At 71.3% G+C, this 23324-nt stretch carries 16 protein-coding genes; 12 read left to right on the forward strand and 4 right to left on the reverse strand.

The features are described from left to right. The first annotated feature begins 20 nt into the window (after positions 1 to 20). The 4 genes from AMK31_RS04090 to cydC are packed head-to-tail and all read left to right on the forward strand — an operon-like array spanning position 21 to position 6061. On the forward strand, positions 21 to 1322 hold the full coding sequence (locus AMK31_RS04090) for a cytochrome ubiquinol oxidase subunit I (protein ID WP_241842522.1): 1302 nt from the start codon (positions 21 to 23) through the stop codon (positions 1320 to 1322). A gap of 35 nt (positions 1323 to 1357) precedes the next feature. Beyond that, positions 1358 to 2368, forward strand: a complete 1011-nt coding sequence (locus tag AMK31_RS04095) for a cytochrome d ubiquinol oxidase subunit II (protein WP_158074515.1) — start codon at positions 1358 to 1360, stop codon at positions 2366 to 2368. A 31-nt stretch (positions 2369 to 2399) separates the two neighbouring features. Further along, positions 2400 to 4322 (forward strand): thiol reductant ABC exporter subunit CydD, encoded by a 1923-nt coding sequence (gene cydD, locus AMK31_RS04100; protein ID WP_241842523.1) that lies wholly within the window; start codon positions 2400 to 2402, stop codon positions 4320 to 4322. Continuing rightward, positions 4319 to 6061, forward strand: coding sequence for a thiol reductant ABC exporter subunit CydC (cydC, locus tag AMK31_RS04105; protein WP_079186663.1), 1743 nt, complete (start codon positions 4319 to 4321; stop codon positions 6059 to 6061). The genes cydD and cydC overlap by 4 nt, the downstream gene beginning before the upstream one ends. Before the next feature lie 28 nt (positions 6062 to 6089). On the opposite strand, the gene AMK31_RS04110 is transcribed toward cydC, so the two are convergent. Further along, positions 6090 to 8009: an ABC1 kinase family protein gene (locus AMK31_RS04110; RefSeq protein WP_073938898.1), complete on the reverse strand. Its 1920-nt coding sequence runs from the start codon at positions 8007 to 8009 to the stop codon at positions 6090 to 6092. Positions 8010 to 8180: 171 nt separating this feature from the next. On the opposite strand from AMK31_RS04110, the gene AMK31_RS04115 reads away from it, so the two are divergent. Together AMK31_RS04115 and AMK31_RS04120 are read left to right on the forward strand one after the other, a co-directional pair. Then, positions 8181 to 10352 (forward strand): MMPL family transporter, encoded by a 2172-nt coding sequence (locus tag AMK31_RS04115; RefSeq protein ID WP_385312011.1) that lies wholly within the window; start codon positions 8181 to 8183, stop codon positions 10350 to 10352. A 404-nt stretch (positions 10353 to 10756) separates the two neighbouring features. Next, positions 10757 to 12271 (forward strand): peptide MFS transporter, encoded by a 1515-nt coding sequence (locus AMK31_RS04120; RefSeq protein WP_079186665.1) that lies wholly within the window; start codon positions 10757 to 10759, stop codon positions 12269 to 12271. Between the two features lie 829 nt (positions 12272 to 13100). Here the strand turns inward: AMK31_RS04120 and AMK31_RS04125 are convergent. Both AMK31_RS04125 and AMK31_RS04130 read right to left on the reverse strand, forming a co-directional pair. Further along, the gene (locus AMK31_RS04125; protein WP_073938899.1) at positions 13101 to 13658 is read right to left on the reverse strand and encodes a GNAT family N-acetyltransferase; all 558 of its coding nucleotides are present in this window, start codon (positions 13656 to 13658) and stop codon (positions 13101 to 13103) included. A gap of 10 nt (positions 13659 to 13668) precedes the next feature. Further along, positions 13669 to 15018 carry a hypothetical protein gene (locus AMK31_RS04130; RefSeq protein WP_241842524.1) on the reverse strand — a complete coding sequence of 450 codons (1350 nt, stop codon included), beginning with the start codon at positions 15016 to 15018 and terminating at the stop codon, positions 13669 to 13671. Between the two features lie 233 nt (positions 15019 to 15251). Here AMK31_RS04130 and AMK31_RS04135 point away from each other — a divergent pair, with 233 nt between their 5' ends. The 6 genes from AMK31_RS04135 to fxlM all read left to right on the forward strand — a co-directional run bounded on the left by AMK31_RS04135 (position 15252) and on the right by fxlM (position 22856). After that, positions 15252 to 15803, forward strand: coding sequence for a sensor histidine kinase (locus AMK31_RS04135; RefSeq protein ID WP_073938900.1), 552 nt, complete (start codon positions 15252 to 15254; stop codon positions 15801 to 15803). Between the two features lie 731 nt (positions 15804 to 16534). Then, a complete protein-coding gene (locus tag AMK31_RS04145; RefSeq protein ID WP_143204204.1) occupies positions 16535 to 16945 on the forward strand; it encodes a hypothetical protein in 411 nt (136 codons plus the stop codon). A 336-nt stretch (positions 16946 to 17281) separates the two neighbouring features. Next, on the forward strand, positions 17282 to 17452 hold the full coding sequence (gene fxlA, locus AMK31_RS39550; protein WP_107468502.1) for an FxLD family lanthipeptide: 171 nt from the start codon (positions 17282 to 17284) through the stop codon (positions 17450 to 17452). A gap of 75 nt (positions 17453 to 17527) precedes the next feature. After that, positions 17528 to 20494, forward strand: a complete 2967-nt coding sequence (locus AMK31_RS04150; RefSeq protein WP_073938903.1) for a lantibiotic dehydratase — start codon at positions 17528 to 17530, stop codon at positions 20492 to 20494. Next, positions 20491 to 21633 carry a lanthionine synthetase C family protein gene (locus AMK31_RS04155; protein WP_073938904.1) on the forward strand — a complete coding sequence of 381 codons (1143 nt, stop codon included), beginning with the start codon at positions 20491 to 20493 and terminating at the stop codon, positions 21631 to 21633. The genes AMK31_RS04150 and AMK31_RS04155 overlap by 4 nt, the downstream gene beginning before the upstream one ends. Before the next feature lie 17 nt (positions 21634 to 21650). Further along, the gene (fxlM, locus tag AMK31_RS04160; RefSeq protein ID WP_073938905.1) at positions 21651 to 22856 is read left to right on the forward strand and encodes a methyltransferase, FxLD system; all 1206 of its coding nucleotides are present in this window, start codon (positions 21651 to 21653) and stop codon (positions 22854 to 22856) included. Positions 22857 to 22993: 137 nt separating this feature from the next. Here the strand turns inward: fxlM and AMK31_RS04165 are convergent, their stop codons facing one another. Beyond that, positions 22994 to 23287, reverse strand: coding sequence for a trypco2 family protein (locus AMK31_RS04165; protein WP_073938906.1), 294 nt, complete (start codon positions 23285 to 23287; stop codon positions 22994 to 22996). Positions 23288 to 23324: the final 37 nt, after the last annotated feature.

A 23324-nucleotide genomic window follows, 5' to 3' on the forward strand; every position in this document is an offset into this window, starting at 1 on the left:
GGGGAACCATCGTGGACGACGTGCTCGTACTCGCACGGCTCCAGTTCGCCATCACCGCCATCGCCCACTTCCTGTTCGTCGCGCTGACGCTCGGGCTGGTCACCTACCTGGTGGTGATGCAGACGCGCTGGGCGGTCACCGGCAAGGAAGCCCACCGCCGGCAGACCCGCTTCTGGGGCCAGCTCTACGTCATCAACTACGCCCTGGGCATCGGCACCGGCATCGTGATGGAGTTCCAGTTCGGGCTCACCTGGAGCGGACTGACCCACTTCGTCGGCAACGTCTTCGGCGCCCCGCTGGCCATCGAGACCCTCGTCGCGTTCTTCGCCGAGTCCACCCTGCTCGGCCTGTGGATCTTCGGCTGGAACCGGATGGGCCGGGTCACGCACACCGTGATGCTGTGGCTGGTGGCGCTCACCGCGTACTCCTCGGTCTTCTTCGTCCTCACCGCCAACGGCTTCCTCAACCACCCGGTGGGCTACGAGATGAAGGACGGGGAGGCCCGCCTCACCGACTTCACGGCCCTGCTCACCAACTCCAACGCACTGTCCGCGGCGTTCCACATCCTCGCCGCCGCCGCGGTCACCGGATCGTTCTTCATCATCGCCGTCAGCGCCTGGCACCTGCGCAAGCGCACCGGCCACGACGAGTTCTTCTGGTCCTCGATGAAGCTGGCGCTGCCGCTCACCCCGGTGTTCATCCTGGTGACCGCCTCGCTGGGCGGCCTGCAGATCGGGCACTCCGTGAAGCAGACGCCGACCAAGTACGGCGAACGGTCCGAACGGGCCAAGGACATGGTCGAGACCTTCACGCAGAAGTTCGGGCCCGACAACTACTTCCCGCCCGGGTTCAGCCAGACCGCAGAATTCGTGATGATCATCCCGGCGCTGTTCATGATGCTGATCGCGGTCATCGGCGTGCTGTTCATGATCAAGCGGAACCTGATCCGCCGCAAGGTGCTGCTGTGGCTGCTCACCGCCGCCCTCGTCCTGCCGTACGTCTCGAACATCTCCGGCTGGATCTTCCGCGAGGTGGGACGCCAGCCCTGGGCCGTCTACGGCCTGCTGAAGACCGAGGACGCGGTCACCCCGGGACTCGGCTACGGCACCGTCCTCACCTCGCTGCTCGTCTTCGGCACCCTCGTCGTCGTCCTCCTCGTCGTGGACTGGGCGCTGCTGCTGCGGTTCGCGCGGCGCGGACCCGACGGCTCGCACCTCGGCCGTACCCCCGGTGAGACCTCCGCCGAGGCCCCCGACCTGCCGGACCTCCCGCGGCAGGCCTCCGCCCGGTCCTCCGCCTCGTCCTCCGCCCCGACCTTCTGACAGCCCGACGGCGCCGAACGCACTGGGAGTTCATCGTGTGGCACAACATCTGGTACGCGCTGCTGGGGCTCTTCCTCGCGGGCTACCTCGCCCTGGACGGCATCACCCTCGGCACCGGCATCATCGGCCGGTGGCTGGCCCGTGACGACGCCGAACGGCACACCGTCGCCGCCGCCACCGGGCCGTTCTTCCTCGGCAACGAGGTCTGGCTGGTCGCCGCGGCCGGCATCACCCTCGGCGGCTTCCCCGGCCTGGAGTCGAGCGTCATCAGCGGGATGTACCCGGTGATCGTGTTCGCCGTCGCCGCCCTGCTGGTGCGCGAGGCCGCCACCCAGTTCCGCCGCCGGGTCTCCGGCGAGCGCGCGCACCGCCGCTGGGACGCCCTGGTCCGGATCGCCTGCCTGGTCCTCGCGCTGATGTGGGGCACCCTCGGCGGCGCGCTGCTCGGCGCGGTACCGGTCGAGGACGGCCACCTCTCCGTCGACGCGGGGGTGCTGCTGCGCCCGGTGACCGTGCTGTCCGCGCTGACCGCCGTCGCCGTCTTCGCCGTGCACGCCGCGGTGTTCCTCGCGGTCCGCACCGAGGGGCCCGTCTCCGGGCGGGCCGCGGACCTCGCCCGCCGGCTGGCGCCCGGGGCGGCCGCCCTCGCCGCCCTCACGGCGGTCACCGCCGTCGCCGACGGCACCGCACGCGACGGACTGCTCAACCCGCTGCCCGCCGTGCTGCTGTTCCTGGCCGCCGTCGCCGCCCTGCTGCTGGCCCCCCGGCTGACGTCGTCCGCCGGCTGGAAGGCCCCCGTCGTCAGCGCCTTCGCCGCCCTGGCCCCGGTACTGCTGCTCGGTGCCGCCCACTTCCCCGAGGTGGTCGTCAGCCGCCACGGCACCGGCGAGCACGTCTCGGTCTCCGACGCCGCGGCCGACCCCTCCACGCTCAGCGTCGTCGGCCCCGTCGTGCTGCTGGTCCTGCCCGTGCTGCTCGCCTTCCAGGCCATGCAGTGGTGGGCCCACCGCGCCAAGGCGGACGAGCGTTCCCCGGCGTACTTCTGACGGGGCGCCGCCCCTTGAGCGAGCCGAACCGGTGACGAACGGGGGAGACGTGGTGACCGGGTTCCAGGACGACAGGCCGCGCCGGCGCCGGGACGCCGGGGACGAGTCCGGTGACCGGGCGGTGCCCGGCACGGGGCCGTCCCGGCGGACCGTGCCGGGCGGCTCCGGCGCCGGCGAGGCGCCCGGCACGGGGCGGCGGAGCGCGGTGGCCGAGTCCGGTGACCGGGCGGTGCGGCGGCCGGACTCGGGCGGTGACCGGGCGGTACGGGCGCGGCTGCTCGGGCTGACCCCCCGCGTCCGGGGAGCGGGCGCGCTCGTCGCGGCCGGGGTGCTGCTCGGCGCGGCGGGCACCGTCGGACAGGCGCTGGCGCTGGCCCGGCTGCTCGGCGACACCTTCACCGGGCGCGGGCCCACGGCCGCGGCCGTCGCCTGGGTCGCCGTGGCGGTCGCCGCACGCGGCCTCGCCGGCTGGCTGCGGGCCGCCGCCGCACAGCGGGCCGCCGCCGGGATCAAGCTCGAACTGCGCACCCGACTGCTCCGGGCCGCCGCGCGCCGCAGCGGCTACGACGCCCAGGACCGCCGTACGGGCGAGATCAGCACCCTGCTCACGCGCGGCCTGGACGCCCTCGACCCGTACCTCGTCGGCTATCTGCCGCAGATCCTGGTGGCCGCGCTGGTGCCGCCCGCCGTGCTGGCGGCGATGCTGCTGCACGACCCGCTCGGCGCGACGATCCTGCTGGTCACCCTGCCGCTCATCCCGGTCTTCGGCGCCCTCGTCGGACTGCACACCCGGGACGCCACGGCCCGCCAGTGGGCGGCCCTCGCCCAGCTCGGCGGGCACTTCCTCGACGCCCTGCGCGGCCTGCCGACCCTGCGCACGTTCGGCCGCGCCGAGGCCCAGGAGGACATCGTCGCCGGTGTCGCGGACTCCCATCGCCGGGCCACCATGCGCACCCTGCGCATCACGTTCCTGTCCACCCTGGTCCTGGACACCGTCGCCACCCTCTCGCTCGCCCTGATCGCCGTCCCGGTCGGCCTGCGCCTGCTGCACGGCTCCCTCGACCTGACGACCGCGCTGACGGTGCTGCTGCTCGCCCCGGAGGCGTATCTGCCGCTGCGCGCGCTCGGCAGCCAGTTCCACGCCGGTACGGAGGGCACGGCGACGGCCCGCGAGGCGTTCGCCCTGCTCGACGCCGAGGGCGGGAACGCGGAAGGCACCGGGAACGCCGGAAGCACCGGAGCGGCCGGAGCCGCCGGGGCCGCGAAGTGCCCCGAGGGGCCGGTCCGCATCCGCTTCGAGAACGTCACCGTCCGGCTCCCCGGCAGACCCCGGCCCGTCCTCCACCAGGTCTCCTTCACCGTCGAACCGGGCGAGCGCGTCGCCCTGACCGGCCCCAGCGGCGCCGGGAAGTCCACCCTGCTCGCCGTGCTCCTCGGCCTGGTGCGGCCCGACGAGGGCCGCGTCCTCGTCGGCGGACAGGACCTCGCCTCGCTCGACCTGGACGACTGGCGCCGGCGCATCGGCTGGGTGCCGCAGCGGCCGTACCTCTTCGACCGCGGCGTCGCCGACAACATCCGGCTCGGCGACCCCGACGCCACCGACGAGGACGTCGTACGCGCCGCCCGTGCCGCCGCCGCCCACGACTTCGTCGCCGCGCTGCCCGACGGCTACGCGACCCGGCTCGGCGCCCGCGGCACCGGACTGTCCGCCGGACAGCGGCAGCGGATCGCGCTGGCCCGCGCCTTCCTGCGGGACGCGCCGCTCGTCCTGCTCGACGAACCCACGGCCGGCCTCGACGCCGACAGCGAGTCGGCGGTCCTGGCGGCCGGTGAACGGCTGATGACCGGCCGGACCGTCCTCGTGGTCGCGCACCGGGCGAGGCTCCTCGACGGCGCCGACCGCCGGCTCGACGTACGGGACGGGACGGTCCGCGAGAGGGAGGTGGCCCGGTGAGGGCGTTGTTCTCGGTGCTGCGCACGGCGGGACCGCTGCGGCGGCTGCTGCCCGCCGCGGGCCTCGCGCTCGCCGCCGACCTGGCCGGGGTGACGCTGATGGCGCTGGCCGCCTGGCTCATCGCGCGCGCCGCCCAGCACCCCCCGATGGGCGCGCTGTCGGTGGCCATCGTCGCGGTGCGGGCGCTGGCCGTCACCCGCGGTCTCTTCCGGTACGGGGAGCGGCTGGCCGGCCATGACGCGGCCCTGCGCGCGGTGGCCCGGCTGCGCGGCCGGGTGTTCGGCGCGCTGGCCCGCCGGCCCGCCCACGAGGACGCCCGCACGGTACGGGACGCCGACGCCGCCTCCCGGCTGGTGGCCGACGTCGACCTGGTCCAGGACGCGCTGCTGCGGGTGGCGCTGCCCGCGCTGTCCGCGACCGCGGTGTCCGTCGTCGCGGTCGGCTGCGCGGCGCTGGTCTCCCCGCCCGCCGCGCTCGTCCTGGCGCTCGGCCTGACGTGCGGCGGACTGCTGGTGCCCGCGCTGACCGCCGCCGCGTCGGCCCGCGCCGCGCGGCGGGGTGCGGCCCTGCGCGCGGAACTCGCCGTGCGGACCGCCGACCTGCTGGACGGCGCGGCGGACCTGCGGGTCTTCGGCGCGGCGGACCGGGAGACCGAGCGGGCCGTCGGCACCGCCCGCCGCCTGCGCGCCCACGACCGGGGCGCCGCCCTGCTGAACGTGCTGGCCGCTGCCGCGCTGACGGTGGTGCAGGGCGCCACGACCGTCGCGGTCGCCGTGGTCTGCGCACGGTCCGTGCCCGGTGTGTGGTCGGTGACCCTGCCCCTGCTGACCCTGGCCTCCTTCGAAGTCCTGGCCCCCCTCCCCACGGCAGCCCAGCACCTCACCGCCCTCCCGGATACCGCCCGCCGCGTCCAGGCCCTGCTGACACCCGCGACCGCCGGGGCGACGGCGTCCCCTGACGGTGCCGTCGCCCCGGCCCCCGCGGCCCCCGCCGCCCACCGGACGCCCCCTGCCGCGCATCTCTCCGTCCGGGGCCTCTCCGTACGTCACCGCCCCGGTGGGCCGCTCGCCCTGCGCGGGGTCGATCTGGAGTTGCCGCCCGGGCGGCGGGTGGCCGTCGTCGGGGCGAGCGGGGCGGGCAAGTCGACGCTGCTCGCCGCGATCGCCCGGTTCGCCGTGCCGTGCGGGGGCGAGATCCGGCTCGGCGGCGCGGACCTGGCGCGGGTGTCCGAGACGGAGCTGCGGCGCACGGTCAGCGGGGCGCTGCAGGACGCGCACGTCTTCCACACCACCGTACGGAACAACCTGCTGCCCGCCCGCCCCGGCGCCACGGACGCCCAGCTGCACGACGCGCTGCGCCGGGCGGGTCTGCTGGAGTGGGTGCGGTCGTTGCCGGGACGGCTCGACACGGTGGTCGGCTCCGACGGGGACCGGCTCTCCGGGGGCCAGCGCCGGCGGCTGGTCCTCGCCCGCGCCCTGCTCGCCGCGCCGCCGCTGCTGCTGCTCGACGAACCGACCGAGGGCCTGGACCCGGCGACCGCCGACGCGGTGCTGGCCGACGTGCTCGCCTCCACCCGGGGCACTTCCCTGATCCTCGTCACCCACCGCACGGTGGGACTGGAGGCGATGGACGAGGTGCTGGTGATGGACGGGGGCCGGGTCGTCCGCCGCGGTGCTCCCCGGGCCGTTCTCGCGTTCCCGCCGAAGGACGCGGACGCGCCCCTCACCGTTTCCGTGTGAGGGGCGCGGGTCCGGGTCCCGTCCGCCGTCAGGACAGCGGCCGGGTCAGCACATGGATCGTGCGGAGCACCACCGCCGCCGACACCACCAGCAGGTGATAGCCGATCAGCGCGTACAGGCTGAGGTCCGCCGTCACCTCCGGGCCGCCCTCCAGGCCGAGCAGCCGCACCCCGAGCACTCCGAAGAAGACGCCCAGTCCGGCCAGCAGCACCCGGCTGAGCAGTTCGCCGATCACCCGCCGGTCGCGCGCGTCCGCGAGGAGGCGGACGTTCACCCCGAGCCGGCCCTCCTCCAGCGCCCCGGTGATCCGGTCCAGGCGCCGGGGCAGGCGGCGCAGCACCGGCAGCAGGGTGAGGAGTTCGTCGCGCGCGGCGTCCCGTACGGTCTCGGGTTCCAGCTGCCGGCTGAACCGGGCCGAGGCGTACGACCGGGAGGCGGTGAGGATGTCGAAGTCCGCCGAGACCCGGCTGAGCGTGCCTTCGAGGGTGGCCAGCGCCCGGAACACCGCCGCCATCTCGGGGGGTACGGCCAGCCGGAAGTCGGCGACCAGCCGGAACAGATCGGTGAACATCCGTACGTCGGGGGCGGCGCCCCGGGCGAGGTGCCGGCCGCTGAACTGGCCGAGCGCCCGCTGCAGCCGCTGTTCGTCCACGTCCTCGGGCCGCTCGGTCACTTCGAGCAGGGCGTCGCGCAGGGCGGCCGGGTCACCGCGGTCCACGGCGAGGAACAGGCCGACCATGGCGGAGCGCAGCCCGCCGTCGAGCCGCCCCACCGAGCCGAAGTCGAGCAGCGCCGGGCTCCCGTCGGGCAGCAGCAGGATGTTCCCGGGGTGCGGGTCGGCGTGGAAGACCCCGTCGTACATGATCTGGTCGAGGAGCGCGGTGAGCAGGGTCCGCGCCAGTTTCGCCCCGTGCTCGGGGCTGTCCGGCCGGGCCTGGCCGAGCGGTACGCCGTCGATGCGGCTCATCACCAGGGTAAGTTCGGTGCTCAGTTCCTCGTACACCGCGGGCAGCGTGACGCTGCCGTCGCGGCGCTCCTCGGCGGCCCGCCGCACCATGGTGAGGTTGCGTGCCTCGACCCGGAAGTCGAGTTCCTCACGCAACGCGACCGAGAACCCGTGGGCGAGCTCGGTCAGGCCCAGCGAGCGGCCCCATTCGGTGCGGTTCTCCAGGGTGCGGGCGAGCCGTCCGACGATGTCCAGGTCGCGTTCGACGGCGTCGCGGATGCCGGGGCGCCGCACCTTGACGATGACGCGGGTGCCGTCGCGCAGCACGGCGGCGTGCACCTGGGCGACGGAGGCCGCGGCGAGCGGTTCAGGGTCGAACTCGGCGAACACCTCCTGCGGTGGCGCGCCGAGGCTTTCCAGCAGCACGGCCTCGACCTGCGGCCAGGGCGCGGGCGGCACCTGGTCCTGGAGCCGGCTGAGTTCGGTGACGTACGCCTCGGGCAGCAGGTCGCGGCGGGTGGACATCAGCTGGCCCAGCTTCACGAAGGTGGTGCCGCCGGCCTGCAGGGCCTCGCGCAGTTCGTGGGCGAGCTGCTGGTGGCGGGTGCCGCCGCCCCGGGACCGGCCGGTGACGTAGGGGCCGAGGCCGTGCCGTCCGATGATGGCGAGGATCTCGGAGTAGCGGCGGGTGCGGGCCAGGCGCCCCCGTACGGCCCGCACCCAGCCCAGCGGGCGGACGCGGCGGTCCGCCACGATCAGGTCGAGCAGGACGAGGCAGACCATCGCGGTCAGCAGTCCGATGCCGAGCATCAGCGGCAGGAGTGCCCAGCCGCCCCCGGCGTTCTGCAGTTGCGGTCCGACGAGCGTCCCGGACACCGAGACGCCGACCAGCGCGGCGAGCACCACCCGCAGCGCGCCGGCCCGTATGCCGAGCAGTCGCCGGGCGAGCAGTGCGGGAAGGACGATGACGGCGAATGCCCCCAGTAACCCGATAAGCCACATATGGGACAGGGTAGTGAATTCACCTACGATGAAAGGGAGTTGTGGTCGAGGATGCCTGGAGTCCCGCTTGAGCGCCCCTCGCGCCGCCGTGCTCGGCAGCGGCTCGAGCCGGGCTCGACACCGCTGTGGCATCACTGAACGTCCTGTCTCAACAAGGAGTTCATGGTGACCATGACACCGGTCCGGGGCGACACCCCCACACCGCCGCCACCCCCACACCGCCGCTCCCTGCTGGAGCGCACCGCCGGTTTCGCCCAGCGGCACCGGTGGACGGCACTGCTGCTGTGGGTCGTGGTCCTGTTCACCGTCTGGGGCGGCGCCACCGCCGCCGGCGACGCCTACCGCGACGACTTCTCACTGCCCGGCACGGAGACCCAGCAGGCCCTGGAGACCATGCGCGAGCACGGCTCCGCGCAGGCCGGCGACACCCTCGACATCGTGCTGCACGACGAGGCGGGCCTGGCCGGCGCCGACACCCGCCGCCGGGTCACGGCCATGCTGGACAAGGTGGCCGGCCTGCCCAAGGTCGCCCAGGTGCGCAGCCCCTACCAGGACGAACAGGCCGTCTCCGAGGACGGCACCGTCGGCTACGCCACCGTCGTCCTGGAGGGCCGGTCCGAGGAGATGACCAGGGACGACACCCTGCGGATCCACGACACCGCGATGACCGCCCGGTCCGGCGGCCTCACCGTCGAACTCGGCGGCGAGGCCGCGCGCACCCTCGCCGAGCCGGAGGGCGGCGCCGCCGAGGGCGCCGGCATGCTCGCCGCGCTCGTCATCCTCGGCCTGATGTTCGGCACCGTCATCGCGGCCGGACTGCCCGTCGTCACCGCCGTGTTCGCCGTCGGCAGCACCCTCGGCGCGATCATCCTGCTGTCGCACGTCTTCACCATCGCCAGCTACACGCCGTACATCATGATGCTGGTCGGACTCGGCGTCGGCATCGACTACGCGCTGCTGATCTTCGCCCGCTACCGCAGCGAACTGGTGCGCGGCGCGACCCCGGAGGAGGCCGGCCGGCGCGCCCTGGACCTCGCGGGCCGCACCGTCTTCTTCGCCGGATGCACGGTCATCGTGGCCCTGCTCGGCCTGGTCGCCCTCGGGATCGGCTCGCTCCAGGGCACCGCGGTCGCCGTCGCGCTCACCGTCCTGGTCACCATGATCGCCTCGCTCACCCTGCTGCCCGCGCTGCTCGCCCTGTTCGGCAACCGTTTCGCCCGCCAGTTCCGGGCTCGGGCGGCCAAGCGGGAGGCCAAGGGCAAGGTGGGCGGCGGAGAAGCCCGCTGGCGCGCCTGGGCGGGCCTGGTGCAGCGCCGCCCGCTGGCCGCCCTGCTGCTGGCCGTGGTCGCGCTGGGCGCGCTCGCCGTCCCCGCGCTCGATCTGCGGCTGGGCTTCGGCGACGCGGGCAACGACCCGGCGAGCAGCACCAGCCGCAAGGCCTACGACCTGCTCGCCGACGGCTTCGGCCCCGGCTTCAACGGCCCGCTCGTGGTGGTCGCCGAGGGCGACGACGCGGCGGGCACGGCGCTCACCCGGACGCTGAACGGCACCGACGGCGTCGCCGCCGCCACCGAGCCGATCCCCGCCGAGGACGGCAAGGCGTTCACCGTGATCGCCTTCCCGGAGACCTCGCCGCAGGACGCGCGCACCACCGACCTGGTGCACACCCTGCGCGACGACGTCCTGGTGGACCTGGAGCAGGAGACCGGCGCCCGCTACCTCGTGGGCGGCGCCACCACCGCCGTCATCGACTACGCCGACACCGTCTCGGACCGCATGCCCGTGTTCGTCGCCATCGTGGTCGGCCTGTCGCTGCTGATCCTCGTCGCCGTGTTCCGCTCGGTGCTGGTGCCGCTCAAGGCGGCGCTGCTGAACCTGCTGAGCATCGCGGCCTCGCTGGGCGCCATGGTCCTGGTCTTCCAGAAGGGCTGGTTCGGCGTGGAGCCCGGGCCGATCGAGGCCTACCTGCCGATCATGATCTTCGCGATCGTCTTCGGTCTCTCCATGGACTACGAGATCTTCATCATCTCCCGCATCCGTGAGGAGTGGCTGCGCACCCAGGACGCCACCACCGCGATCCGCGAGGGACTGGCGCACACCGGCTCGGTCGTCACCGCCGCGGGCGCGATCATGATCGCCGTCTTCGGCGCGTTCATGCTCGGCGGCGACCGGATGCTCCAGCAGTTCGGCTTCGGCATGGCCGTCGCGGTCTTCGTCGACGCCGTGATCATCCGCTGCCTCATCGTGCCCGCCGCGCTCCAGCTGATGGGGCCCAGGGCCTGGTGGCTCCCGGCCGCGCTGGACCGCCGGCTGCCCGAGGTGGACTTCGAGAAGCACGGCTGACGGCACGGCAGCCGCACCCGAGACCGGAGCCCGGGCGTCCTGACGCGCCCGGGCTCCTTGTCGTCCCGGTGTTCGAACCGGGGCCGCTCGCGGGCGAGCGGGGCGCGAGCGGCTTCCTAGGGGCGGACGGTTCCCTGAGTGGGTGAGGGGAAAGGGCTCCCGGCAGCGCTGCCGGGAGCCGGGCCGGGCCCCGGGGCCGCCGTGGTGGCAGTCCCCCGTCGCCACCGCCGCACCCGGCGCCCGGTCCGCCCCCTCCCTACGCGCGGCGCCCGGTACTTCCCCCGGCCGGGCGCCGTACGCGTGCCGGAGACACCCCCCCAGGGCCCGAGCGGTCCTCGAGCGGTCCCCGAACGCCCCCGGTGAGGCTCGGCGTGCGCCCGTTCGACGTGTCCACCGGAGGAGCCATGGCCGCCCCGACCCAACCGTCCGCCGCCGACCGGCGGCCCGTCACCACCGCCGACGCCCCCGCCCGCCCGGCCACCGGCCTGCTGCGCCGCCCGCGCTGGTTCACCACCCTCTTCGGCACCGACATCTGGGAACGCTTCAGCTTCTACGGCATGACCGCGATCCTCGTGCTGTACGCCACCGAGGACACCGACCGCGGCGGCCTCGGCATGTCCGCCGGGGACGCCTCGCTGCTGTACGGCCTGTACATGGCCTCCGTCTTCCTGGCCTCCGTGCCCGGCGGCTGGATCGGCGACCGCGTCCTCGGCGCCCAGCGCGCCGTGCTGTACGGCGGCGCCCTGATCGGCCTCGGCCATCTGTCGATGGCGGTGCCCGTCTCCTGGTCCCTCTACCCCGGCCTGCTGTTCATCGCCCTCGGCACCGGGCTGCTCAAGCCCAACATGGCCGGCCTGCTCAGCGCGTTCTACGACCGCGAGGACCGGGCCGGCCGCGACGCGGGCTTCTCCGTCTTCTACATGAGCGTCCAGGTCAGCGCGCTGATCGCGCCGATCGTCGTGGGCGCGCTCGGCGAGGGCGTCAACTGGCACCTCGGCTTCGGCGCCGCCGCCGTCGGCATGGGCCTCGGCCTGGTCCAGTACGTCCGCGGCTCCCGGCACTTCGGCGACGTCTGCCGGGCTCCCGAACGCTCCGCCACGCCCGCCGAGCGCACCCGCGTGCTGCGCGGCACCCTCGCCGCCACGGCGCTGGTCGTCGTCGTGTACGGCGTGGACGCCGCGCTCGGCACCTTCCAGCTCGGCCACATGATGGCGCTGATCGGGTTGCTGTGCGTGGGGCTGCCGATCGTCTGCTTCTGGCGGCTGCTGCGCGACCCGGTGCTGACCGCCGAGGAACGCGTCCGGGTGCGCACGTACGTCTGGCTGTTCCTCGCCTCGGCCGTCTTCTGGGCCCTGTTCCTCCAGGGCGGCTCGGCCTTCGCGCTGTTCGCCAAGGACGCCACCGACCGCGAGGTGCTGGGCTGGACCGTGCCCGCCAGCTGGTTCCAGGCGGCGATCCCGCTGTTCGTGCTGGTGGTGGCGCCGCTGTTCGCCTGGCTCTGGACCCGGGCGGGGGACCGGGTGCCGACCGTCGGGAAGTACGCGGTGGGCATGGGCGCCACCGCCGCCGCCTACCTGGTGATGGCGACGGCCGCGACGCTCGCGTCCGACGGCACGCGGGTGTCGCCGCTGTGGCTGCTGGTGGCGTTCCTGCTGCTGGCGGCGGGCGAGATCTCCTTCGGCCCGATCGGGATGAGCGCCACCACGGCGATCGCCCCGGCCACCTTCGTCAGCCAGATGGTGGCCCTGTTCTGGCTGGCGGGCGCGCTCGGCGGCGGCCTCGGCGGCAACGCCCTGAAGGTGTCCGGCGACCGTGTCCCCGGCCCCGGCTGGTTCCTCGCCCTGGGCACCGCGGCCCTCGCCACCGGCGCGCTTCTGCTCCTGTTCCGCCGACCGCTCACGCGGCGTCTCGGCGTCTGAGGCAGGGACGCGTAGTCGTCGGTGGCCTCGCCGATCTGGAGGATCCAGGGGACGCCGATGTGCAGACTCATCAGGCCGCGCGCGCTCTGCGAGGCGTCTGCTGGGCTTCTTCGGCTTCATCGAAGACGGCCTGCTGCTCGGGGCCCGGAAACGGGCGCCCGCGTCCACCGCGCGGGCTCGCCGGCCGCTGGCATCGTCCTGCACGAGCCGGGCGAGGTAGTCGCCGACACTCAGCCCCAGATCGGCGCCGCGGGCGCGCACCTTCGAGACGGCTCGGAAGGGCCATCCCCGCGGGTGCGGGGATGGCCCCAACCTCCGGCCTCCGGCGCGCGCCCCTGCACACTGCTCCCCGCACCCGCGGGGATGGCCCCGGCAGCGGGATGCCGAAGCATGCCGCAGCCGACCTGGCCGTCAGGCTGGCTGCCGACCACAAGCTGGATCACGTCTTCTACCGCAACGGGGCGTGAGTCGCTGTCCGGGCGTGGGCCGAGGCCGCGACGTTGGCGAAGTCAGCCGTCGCTTACAACGCTGGGACCTTGAACAGCACCAGGCAAGCGGGCGTGAGCAGCGTCGAGGTGTTCGACTGCAGCTGGACCTCACACCAGGACCCGGACAAGGCCACGCGGACCGTGCGATCCGTAGAAGAGGCAGCGGAATGGGCCATCAGCACCCGCGCTGCCGAAGAGCGTTCGGGCCGGGATCGGACCTTGGGCCGTGACTGACCGGCCGTCTGTCCGCCGGCGCAAGCCTGATTCGTCGTTCGACAGAGGAGCAGAGCCGATCTGGTTCGCGGGCGCCAGCGAGTGGAGATGCGGTTGCCGTCAAGTACTCATGCAGCCGACGTGGCGCGCCACTCCCGGTCGAGGATCGCGTGCACCACGGAGTCCCGCCACTGACCAGCCTTCAGCACGTGTTCTCGAATGATGCCCTCCTCGACCATGCCGACTGTTGCCATGGTTTTGGCGGACGCTTCGTTCAGCGGAGAACGCGCGCCCCAAATCCGGTGCAGCTGCAAGTCATCGAAGCCGACACTGAGAAGCAGCTGCACCAGCTCAACTCCATAGCCGACGCCCCACACCTCCGGTCGCAGCGCGAATCCGAGGGTGGCTCCGCGCTGCTGGTGAGGATCAAGGGCCAAGCGGCCGAACCCGACCAGCGTGGCCGTTGTCTGCTCGACGACTGCGAGCGCGTATTCCGTGCGTGGCGTCTCTCCGGCCGCAGTGATGGACCGGGCCACGATCTGACCAACCTGTTCCCGGCTACGCGGCTCGAAGGACAGGTGCTCCGTCGCCTCCGGGCTGCCGTAGATGGCCAGCACTGCGTCTACGTCCTCGACGTCCAGTTCACGGAGGGTGAGACGGGCGCTGGAACGATTGATCGGATACATGCCTGGGACTCTACCCGCGGGGCACGGAGGGGCGGCTGGTCGGGAACGCTTCGATCTCCGCCCGCAGATCGCGAGCGGTGACAGCGGATCGGGCCGGGCTGCTTGTCAGGGCGCTCTTCACTCGCATGGTGGACACAACGATGCCGTTATTACGGTGGGAAGGAGGCAGTTCGAGAACCGGGCGGATTGCATCGGCCGCACCATCCAGATCCCCGCTGAAGAGCCGCACGAGCGCCAGGTCGCATTGTGCACCCGCAAGGTCGCCGAAGGCCCAGTTCGGTGCGCTCGGATCGCTGAAACCGGCCACCGCGATTTCGGCCATTGTGGCGAGCTGTCCGTCGCCGTGGCCCAGGAGCGCGCGTGACTCCACTTCGTAGTAGAGCTGCTTCTCCGAGGCGTAGATAAACAGGCCGCCGAGCTCATCGAGGTCGTCGTGCCTGACGTGCTCCCGCCTATCCGCAGCCTGCTGATTCGCGATGCGCACGGTCTCCTCATCGCCGAGGACGGCAGCAGCGCGCGCCTTGAGACCGAGCAGCCATAGACCGACGGTACCGTGCAGGTTCGCGGCCGTCGTGGCGCCCTTGTCGGCGTAGTGGTAGGCATCGGCCGGCCTGTCCGCCCAGTAGGCGATGAGCGACTTCAGACCGTCGGTGAGTGCGATGAGCCCCGTGTGCTCGGCGTCCCTTGCGCAGGCAGCAGCCACGCGGGTCATCGTCATGGCCTCGTGGGTCACCTCCATGTCGTTGAACCCCTTGGCTACGAGGAACGACAGAAGTGCAGCCTTGACGTTGAGATCGCGGAGCTGGGACGGCCGGACCCGGCCGCCCTCCAGCAGACGGAACACCTGGTCCTGGGTTTCCAGAAGGTCGGGCCATATGGCCGACAGAGGCACCCGCGGGTACTCAGTGACAAGGCGCTGCACCTCATCATCGAGCAGGCCGAGAGTGTCTTCACCCACCCGCTGACGGTCGGCTCCAAGGAGAAAGTCCTTCGCGCGTCGTACTGCCATAGCGCCCGTCCTTTTCATCTCGTTCAGGTCAATGCCGGGATCGGCTCGAAGTTCAGCGGGTGACACGCTGACCAGTGGAACGAAGCACGGGTCGGTATCGCCCTCGCCGATCTCGGTCCACAGCCGTTCGATGGTGTGGCCCAGCATCTCTACGATTACCGGGCGGAAGGCTCGCTGAGGTTTCCGCCCCTCGTACAACCAGCCTTCGACGGTTTTGGAAGCTGGTTCCACGTCTTTCAGGCCGAGACGCTGCGCGACTCTCCTGTACTCGGGAAGGAAATCCTCTGGACTCCTGATGCCGCGTTCTTGAAGGATCCGTCGGAAGAACAACACGGCTGCCTCCCCGGCCATCTGCCTAGCGCGTCAGTAATCAGACAGTAGAGCGTTGTCATGGCCAATCTTCCCTCTGGCGACGGTACTTAGTGGCTCTGAGGAAAGTCCGGGGGGAGTCCGAGGAGGTCCCGTCAACTCTCCTCCGTAAGCCGAGGTTGGTCCGGGGGTAGATCCGTCTGCACGCCGTTGCAAAGCTCAAGGTCAGCCCTCGCAGACAGTGCACGACCGAGCACAGCAACCAGGGAGCCATTGTGAACCCGCCAACGCAGCAGTGCGCCGACTCGGTATCCAGCGCCGAGACCGCTGCCCCCCTGGCCCTCGTCCATCCGGTGAGTGCCACCGTGTGTCTCACCGCCTTACAGGCGGAGGGCGTGCCCCGTTCCGAGTGGAGCGTCGAGCTCCTGGTGAACGCCGACATTCGGCGCGGTGCTCGTATGCGGACTCGCACGCGTCTCACGGTTTCCCGCTGGGCGGGGAACGTCGAGACTGCGGCACGGATCGCCGCCGAGCTCGCCGACAACGCTGCCAAGCACGGTCAGCCGTTCTTCAACGGATGCGTCATCTTGCGGCTCGGCACGATCCCCGAGAGCGGGGAACTCGTGATCCGGGTGGACGACGCCAACCCTGTCTTTTCTGGCTTCGAAGAGGTGAAGGCGATGCCTCGGGGAGTGCAGTGCGGGCTCGGCTTCGTGCAGCACCAGCAGGCAAGACTCGACTGGCACGTGTTACAGGACGACGATGGCGTTGTTGTGGGCAAGACCGTCAAGGCGTTCCTGCCGGTCACGGAGACGGAGGCAGCGTGACCACCACCCTGCCCCGACGCGCGTCCAAGACCGGGGGCGAACAGCGCCCTGCTCCCGCAGCAACCTTCAGCGAGACGAACCTTCCGAACGGCGGTCGTGAGCCGGCTGCGGACATGGTCACTCTGGCTGATCGACGGTGGCGCCTGTTGAACCTCACGGCCGGTCGGCAGCTCGCCCTTCCGTTGGGCGGCCGGTACTTCGACATCGTGGTTACCGCGAACGGAGTAAATGCACGCGGCTTGGTGACGCTCCTGGACGACCTTCAGTGGGGCCCCGGTGACGCTACGGACGCCTGTGGGCCGGTCATCAAAGACCTTCAGCGGGGCTGGCTGATCTGGTGCGTGCCGCCGGGCACCGCTGCCCAGTGGGCGTCCCATCGGTACGCGATGTCTCTCGGCGCTCCATACGAGTTGGCGCTTCCGCCGCTGGACCAGACCGAGCCGCCCGGACCGTATTGGCTGAGGCGCCTGCGTAGTGATCGGCTAGTTCCTCCAGGCCCCTTGCGGCAGTGCCTCGACCAGTTCCAGCCCGGCCCGGTACCGCACGCAGCGGTCCTGGGCACGATGCTCCGGACCATCTCCTGATCTCCGCTTGCGGTGGGGCCATCCCCCTTTCCCTCACTACACGCGGCACCCGCTTCCCGGCCATCGCGGTTTCCTCCTTCCCACACGGACGCGGCGGCTGGGCCTTCACCGAGGGACAGCGACGTGAGCCTCCAGCGAAGGAGCACCTTGCAGCGCCCGGACGGGCTGGAAGCCCTGAGGTATGAGCACATTGCGGCGATCACCGCCTCCGTCGCCGGCAGTGGGCGTCTGGTGCGGCTCGCCCCATACGTTCTAGCGTCCACCGGTGAGGAGCGTCGGGCTGATCTCGCTCTGATCACGAGGCACGTGATCGCAGCTGGCATGGAGGTGACCTCCGTCTCGTTCGCTGACACGGGCCAGCCGCTGCCCATCAGAGAGCGCAGCGGCTGGCGAGCCGCCTGCCAGCACGCCAAGCAGGGCTTCGCGCACGGCATCGTCGCCATCGCCCGGCCAGCCATCACCACGGATCCGCGTGAGTACGAGGCAGTGCTCACCGATCTGTTCACCCACCGGCTCTTTCTCGTTTTCTTGCCCACCGAAGACGACTCAGGTTGGTGAAGCTCCCCGTCCACTTCGGCGAGTCCAGACGATGACGCGGACGGGGTCCAAGTTCCGCGGCGTCGAATGCCGTGTGCCTTCATACGCCCCCCCGCCGGAGCCCCCTGCCTGTCCCTTTGAAAGGCCACTGTGATGAGGACTTCGACTGCCGTTCCCGTTGTCGCCGGTGCCGGAGCGGACCTTGACTCGGTCCGCGCCTATCGGCCCGCCCTTCCCTCCTCGGTACGCGGTGCCCGCGTTGTGAGCTGCACTCGCCTGTCGGCAGGTCACACCAGGGGTCCTGCGGACCCCGCCGCCCCGTCCCGCGGGCGGCCGACTCATCAAGGAGGACCAGCTATGGCCCGAGTCACCGCGCCACTCGCCTCGAAGGCGCTCGACGCTCCGCTCTCCGACGACGAGTGGGAGCTGGAGACCACCATCACGCACTCTCCGACGCCGATCGTCGAGGCCTGCGACACCAGCGACGGCTGCAAGAAGACCTGCGCGTCGTCCTGCGCCTCGAGCTGATCAGCACGTCAGGCCGGTGCGGATGGAGCAGGTGTCTGTCCGCACCGGCGTACCACTTAGGGAGGAGGGACACTCGTGACTCGACCGATCTACCAGCGGTTCGGAGACGTGCTGGTCCTGCGTGCCTCAGTCATGCCTGTTACGGCCCGTCCCACCGTCTGGCCCGCCCTCGGCTCCCCTGATGCCTGTCGTCACTGGCTTGGGAGCCTGTGGGACGATGACGCGTTCGTCGCCTCGCTTCGTGCAGCATCCCCACACCTGGTCGGCTTCGTGGAACGGATCCTTGCCGGGGATGCCATCGAGCCGAAGCGAATTGGCAAGGCTACCTGCTCGGTCGCTGGATACGTGCTGCGCGCCAGTGGGCGGCCGACGCCCATCGGCCTGTTCGCCGGCGTCGGCCTGGCCACGGTGGGTGCCGCCTCCGCCGCGATCGGCACAGCGCATCGAGCCATCGCACGCCCAGACACCGTATGGGTCGACCACGTACGCAGAGACCTGGAAGGCCGCGCCGACGTCCTGCCTCACTTGATCATGCAGACGAGCAGCGCAATGTCTCTGCGCGGTGACACCATCAACGCGCCCCGGCCGGGTGGCCGTATCGCCAGCGCCAAGATCAGCCGCCCCCTGTCCGTCCTGCTCCAGGCTGCGCAGGAGCCCACCACCGGCCGGGAGCTGCAGCAGCTGCTCATTGAGGTCGGCGGGAGTCCCGCACAAGCCAGGTGCCTGATTGGACGGGCCCTTTCTGACGGCTATCTGACCAGCAGCCTTTCAGCGCCCATGACCGTGGACGATCCCGCTGGGCACATTCTGCGCACCCTCGCGCCCCATCAGGAGGAGCTCGAAGCAGCAACCCGGGATGTCCTCGCTCGACTCGGTAAGGCCGGACAGCTCCTCGCAGCGCACAACCGGGCCTCTGGCACTGCGGCCCATGAACTGCGCGAGGCTGCCGATGGCCTGATGCGGTGTGCCCCCGCAGCCAGCCGCAGCCGCATCTCCCTCGACCTGCGGCTCGACGCCCGTGTGAGCGTTCCCGCTCCCGTCCTGGACGAGGCGGAGCACGCTGCGGATGTACTCGTACGGCTTACCCGTGCCCGCGGCGAGTCGACGGCCTGGGCTATGTACGCCACGCACTTTTGGGAGCGGTACGGCGCAGGGGTTCTCGTCCCCGTCCGCGATGCTGTCGATCTGGCCGCCGGCATCGGGTTTCCCGCCGACTATCCCATGTCGCTGTGGCCGGAGGTGCCGCCCACGGTGCTGCCCCGCGACGAGAAGCTGGCGGCAAAGGCCCTGCACGCGGCCATGACCGGCGCCCGCGAGATCGTGCTTACAGACGCGGACGTCGACGACCTTGCTGATGGCGCCGAGGACGGCCCGGTGGCACCGCATGTCGAGGTGGGAATCCGGGTCCGGTCCGTCAGCTGCAGCGCGCTGAACCGTGGTGAGTTCCTGATTGAGGTGCGTCCGGCCTGGACGGCGGGGGCCATGTCGGGGCGGTTCACGGCCGTCCTCGGCACCGCGCTGTCAGAGCTGTATCAGGCGCTGCCGACCGTGGTTGACGGAGCACTGCCCGCACAGCTCTCCTTCATGCCCGTCTTCCCGCATGGGGAGAACGTTGCCCGCATCCCCGCGGTGGTGCCCCACGTGCTCAGCCTCGGTGAGCACCAGGAGCCGGCCGACCACGTCATCGATCTGGACGACCTGGCCGTCTTCTCTACGGCCAGCCATCTGCACCTGGTCAGCATCTCCCGCCGTCGTGTGGTGGAACCGCTCGTGCTCCACCCGCTCGCCCTGGAGAAGCAGGCCCCGCCCATCGCCCGGTTCCTGGCCATGCTCGGCCGGGGGTCGATCACCGCCTGGACCGCGTTCGACTGGGGTCCCGCCGCCGTCGCCCTGCCGTTTCTGCCACGGATCCGCTACCGCCGTGCCATCCTGGCCCCGGCGCGCTGGAAGCTGTCCGCCGCTGAGTTGCCAGACGGACCGTTCACGCCGAAGTGGCAGGCGGCACTCACCGAATGGGCCACGACATGGCGATGCCCGACGCGTCTGGACCTCCACGACGACGACCGCACCATGAGCCTCGACCTGACCGAATCGCTCCACGCCCGCCTGATCCACCAGCACCTGCAACGTCGCCAGTCGGCAGTCCTCTGCGAGACGGCGTCCGGCGATGACCTGGGGTGGATCGGACACGCACACGAGATCACGATGCCGCTCGCCACCGCCGGCCCGCAGCTGCCGCACCCGGACCTGACGAGCGTCCCCCTGGTCACGAACCAGGACCTGCCGAGCCCCGGAGCCGACCGCTGGCTGCAAGCCAAGCTGTTCACCCACCCCACGGCCATGGACCAGATCATCACGCGCCGTCTGCCTGAGTTGCTTGAGGAGCTGGGCACGACCGAGGCATGGTTCGTGCGCTACCGGTCGCTGCACGAGACCGATCACCTGCGCATCCGCGTGCCCGCAGGCGGCAACACGATGGCGACGGTGGCCGCGTGGACCGAACAGCTCACTGCCGACCGGCTCGCCTCCCATCTAGTCATCGACGGCTACCGACCCGAAGTCGGCCGCTACGGCACCGGCCCGGCGATGGAAGCCGCCGAATCGGTGTTCATCGCGGACAGCCTGGTGACCCGCCACGCGCTCACCGAACTGCCCCGTCTGGACAGGGAAGCGTTGTGCGCCCTCAGCATGATCGACTTAGCGGAGGGGCTTCTCGGCACCGGCGAAGGCCGGAGATGGTTCGCCGCCGCGGCTGACCTGGGCCCAGGACGCCCCGAGATCACCCGGCTCACTCTGCACCAGGTGCGTGCCCGGCCGCTGCTGGCAGCCTCCCCCCGGCTGACGGCGGCTTTGGCACAACGTCGCGACGCCTTGGGGAGGTACCGGGCGTGCCTCGACGACCAGCACCTCGGGCAGGTCCTCGAGTCACTGCTGCACATGCATCACAACCGGCTGGTGGGGCCCGACCGTGCCAGCGAGGCCGTCTCTCGGCACGCTGCACGGCAGGCCTGCCGGTCCCTGACAGTCTGGGAGGGCGCATGAGGCACGACGACCTAGGGGGCGGCCTCACCGGAACCGTTCTGTACGAGATGGTGGCCGCTCACAGCCGCGGCACGTGGACCGCTGCCCGCACCGCCGTGCAGGCCATCACCGCCCATCCCTTGGCTGCGTATCCCGACGAGGCCAGCCTGTACCGGGGCGTCCCGGCCGTCGCCTACGCACTGCACTTCGGCAAGCCGTCGGCCACCTCGTGGACACTCACCGAGCTGAACGCTGAAACGATTGCGATCGTCGCCGCCCGCGTGGATGCCGCGCAGCGCCGTATGGACAGCGGGCGTCCACCCCGCATGGACGAGTACGACCTGATCAGCGGACTAACCGGGCTCGGCGCCTACCTGCTGCGACGAGAGCAGCAGACCGCGCTCGAACGCATCCTCAGCTACCTCGTACGACTGCTTACCGAACCGCTCACCATCGCCGGCCACCCGGTCCCCGGATGGTGGACGATCGACGGACCGCGCGGCCTCCCGGAGAACGGCGCGTTCGCCACCGGACATGCCAACTTCGGCATCGCGCACGGAATGCCTGGCCCACTCGCTCTCCTCGCACTGTCCAGCCGCGCCGGAGTCACGGTCGACGGCCAGGACCGAGCTCTCGACGAAGGCATCAGATTCCTCACCGCCTGGGCGCAACCGTCCAGTGACGGCGCCATCGGATGGCCCGAACTCCTGCCGCTGCAAGCCTTCCTGAATGGTCCGGTCAGCGGCACCGAACCCGGGCGTCCTTCCTGGTGCTACGGCACGCCCGGCATCGGCCGCGCCCTGCAACTTGCTGCGCTCGCCCGCCGCAACGACCGGGCACGCCAGTTCGCCGAGCATGTCGTACTCGGCTCGATCACCGATCCTCGGCACCTGTCCCAAATTGAGGACGTCACGCTCTGCCACGGCTGGGCAGGGCTGCTTCTGACCTGTGACCGCATCGCCGCCGAATCCGCGGCCCCCGCCATCACCAACGAACTTCCCGCACTGCGCTCACACCTCAGCGCGCACATGGTGCGGCACGAGATACCTCAGAACGCCGGTCTACTCTCCGGCAACGCAGGCGTTCTGCTCACGCTGCATACCCTCAGCACCCCCCGCCCCACCGACCTGGGGTGGGATACATGCCTCCTCCTGAACTGATCCGAAAGGACCGACTCGTGGGCCAGACACCCACTGCCGACCACTTGCGCAACCACCTCGTCGACCTGATTCGCCGGGACGTACGCCTGACAGCCGAAGTCGAGCGGGTCATGCGCAAGGTGCCCCGAGAGGCGTTCCTGCCCGGCATCGGCCTTGAGGAGGCCTACGCCGACCAGGCCGTCTCCATCAAGGACAACCCTCTCGGTGGTCCCCTACCGCTTTCATGCGCGTCGGTGCCTTCCGTCGTGGCGATGATGCTGGGCCAGCTCGACGTTCAGCCCGGCGACAGCATCCTCGAAATCGGTGCCGGAACCGGCTACAACGCCGCGCTGCTCGCCGAACTGACGGGCGCCAACGGGCACGTCACCAGCATCGACATCGACTCCGACGTGGCGCTGCACGCGCGGACCATGCTCGACCGCGCCGGATACCAGCAGGTCCACGTCATGGAGCGCGACGGACTGATCGGCGCACCGGAGAACGCCCCCTACGATCGGATGCTCGCCGCCGTGGGTCTGTGGGACGTACCCGCCACGTGGTGGGAGCAACTGTCCGAGGGCGGACGCCTCGTTCTTCCACTGCGGTGGCGCGGCCAGACCCGATCCGTGGCTTTGATCCGCCACGGTGACAACCTTGTCTCTCATGGCATGCAGCTGTGCGGCTTCGTCCCCGTCATCGGGCAGGACGGCGAGAAGACCACGGCGCTCAACGCCGACGACACGATCCGCGTCATCCACGACGAGGACCAGGCCGTGGACGCCGTCGCGCTCCGCGAGAGCCTGAGCACCACCACCGGCATCGAGGTCATGTCCGAGCAGCGAATCGGCGGTGAGGAGTCATTCGACGGAGTGTGGCTGCGCGCCACCGCCGCGGACGACCGTGTGTGCCGCCTCCAGGTCCTGCCTGAAGCGATGGCTCAGGAACCCCTCCTCCGGCCCGCAATGCCCGTCCGCAGCCCGGCCCTGATCGACGGGGACTCCCTCGCCTACCTGATCGTGCGCCGCGAAGGGGCCGACCCGGACCGCCCTCACCGGCTCGGCGCAGCCTCCTACGGACCGCAGGCCGAGAAGCTGGCCCAAGACCTCATCGCGCACATCGAGGACTGGGGCAGCGCGCGCACCGCAGTTCCGCGCCTGACCGTCACCCCTATTTCCTCCGACGCGGTGACCGGAGGGGGGCACGTGATCACCAAGCGGGAGAGCCGACTCACGCTGACCTACTGAGCTGGCTGTGCAGGCGCCTCCCTGTCCGGGGAGGCGCCCGACCCATGACTCCGCTCGGGCCGGCCGAGAGGTACCGCACCGCACAGCCCCTGATCCAAACGACAGGGCCTGCGCCAGGGCGATCCGGGCGAGAGGCCCTACCGGCTCACCTTCACCCGCTCCCCGCCCGCCAGCTCCGGCTTCAGGTCGACCTGGACCTGATGGGTCGTCTGGCGGTCGACGGTGCCGCCGAGTTCCGCGGTCACCACACCGATCCGGACACCGCCCCGGCCCGTGCCGGAGCGGTGGACCTGGACGGTGAAGGTGAGGCTCACGTTCTCCACGGTGAAACCCAGGGCCCGGCCCTGGGCCTCGACGCGGGCCTCCTCCAGTTCACCCCGGATCTGACGGATCACCTCGGCCAGTCCCACGAACCCCGGTTCGTCCGGCAACTCGCCTCCTCAGAAGGCCCGTTGTTCCCTTGTCGCA

The sequence above is a fragment of the Streptomyces sp. TSRI0107 genome (assembly GCF_001905845.1).
Taxonomy (GTDB): Bacteria; Actinomycetota; Actinomycetes; order Streptomycetales; family Streptomycetaceae; genus Streptomyces.

Coding starts and splice junctions, on each gene's coding strand:
- fxlA (WP_107468502.1), top strand. CDS start 17,282: ATGGCCCGAGTCACCGCGCCACTCGCCTCGAAGGCGCTCGACGCTCCG.
- AMK31_RS04155 (WP_073938904.1), top strand. CDS start 20,491: ATGAGGCACGACGACCTAGGGGGCGGCCTCACCGGAACCGTTCTGTAC.
- AMK31_RS04125 (WP_073938899.1), bottom strand. CDS start 13,658: ATGTATCCGATCAATCGTTCCAGCGCCCGTCTCACCCTCCGTGAACTG.
- AMK31_RS04130 (WP_241842524.1), bottom strand. CDS start 15,018: ATGGCCGGGGAGGCAGCCGTGTTGTTCTTCCGACGGATCCTTCAAGAA.
- AMK31_RS04120 (WP_079186665.1), top strand. CDS start 10,757: ATGGCCGCCCCGACCCAACCGTCCGCCGCCGACCGGCGGCCCGTCACC.
- AMK31_RS04110 (WP_073938898.1), bottom strand. CDS start 8,009: ATGTGGCTTATCGGGTTACTGGGGGCATTCGCCGTCATCGTCCTTCCC.
- AMK31_RS04115 (WP_385312011.1), top strand. CDS start 8,181: ATGACACCGGTCCGGGGCGACACCCCCACACCGCCGCCACCCCCACAC.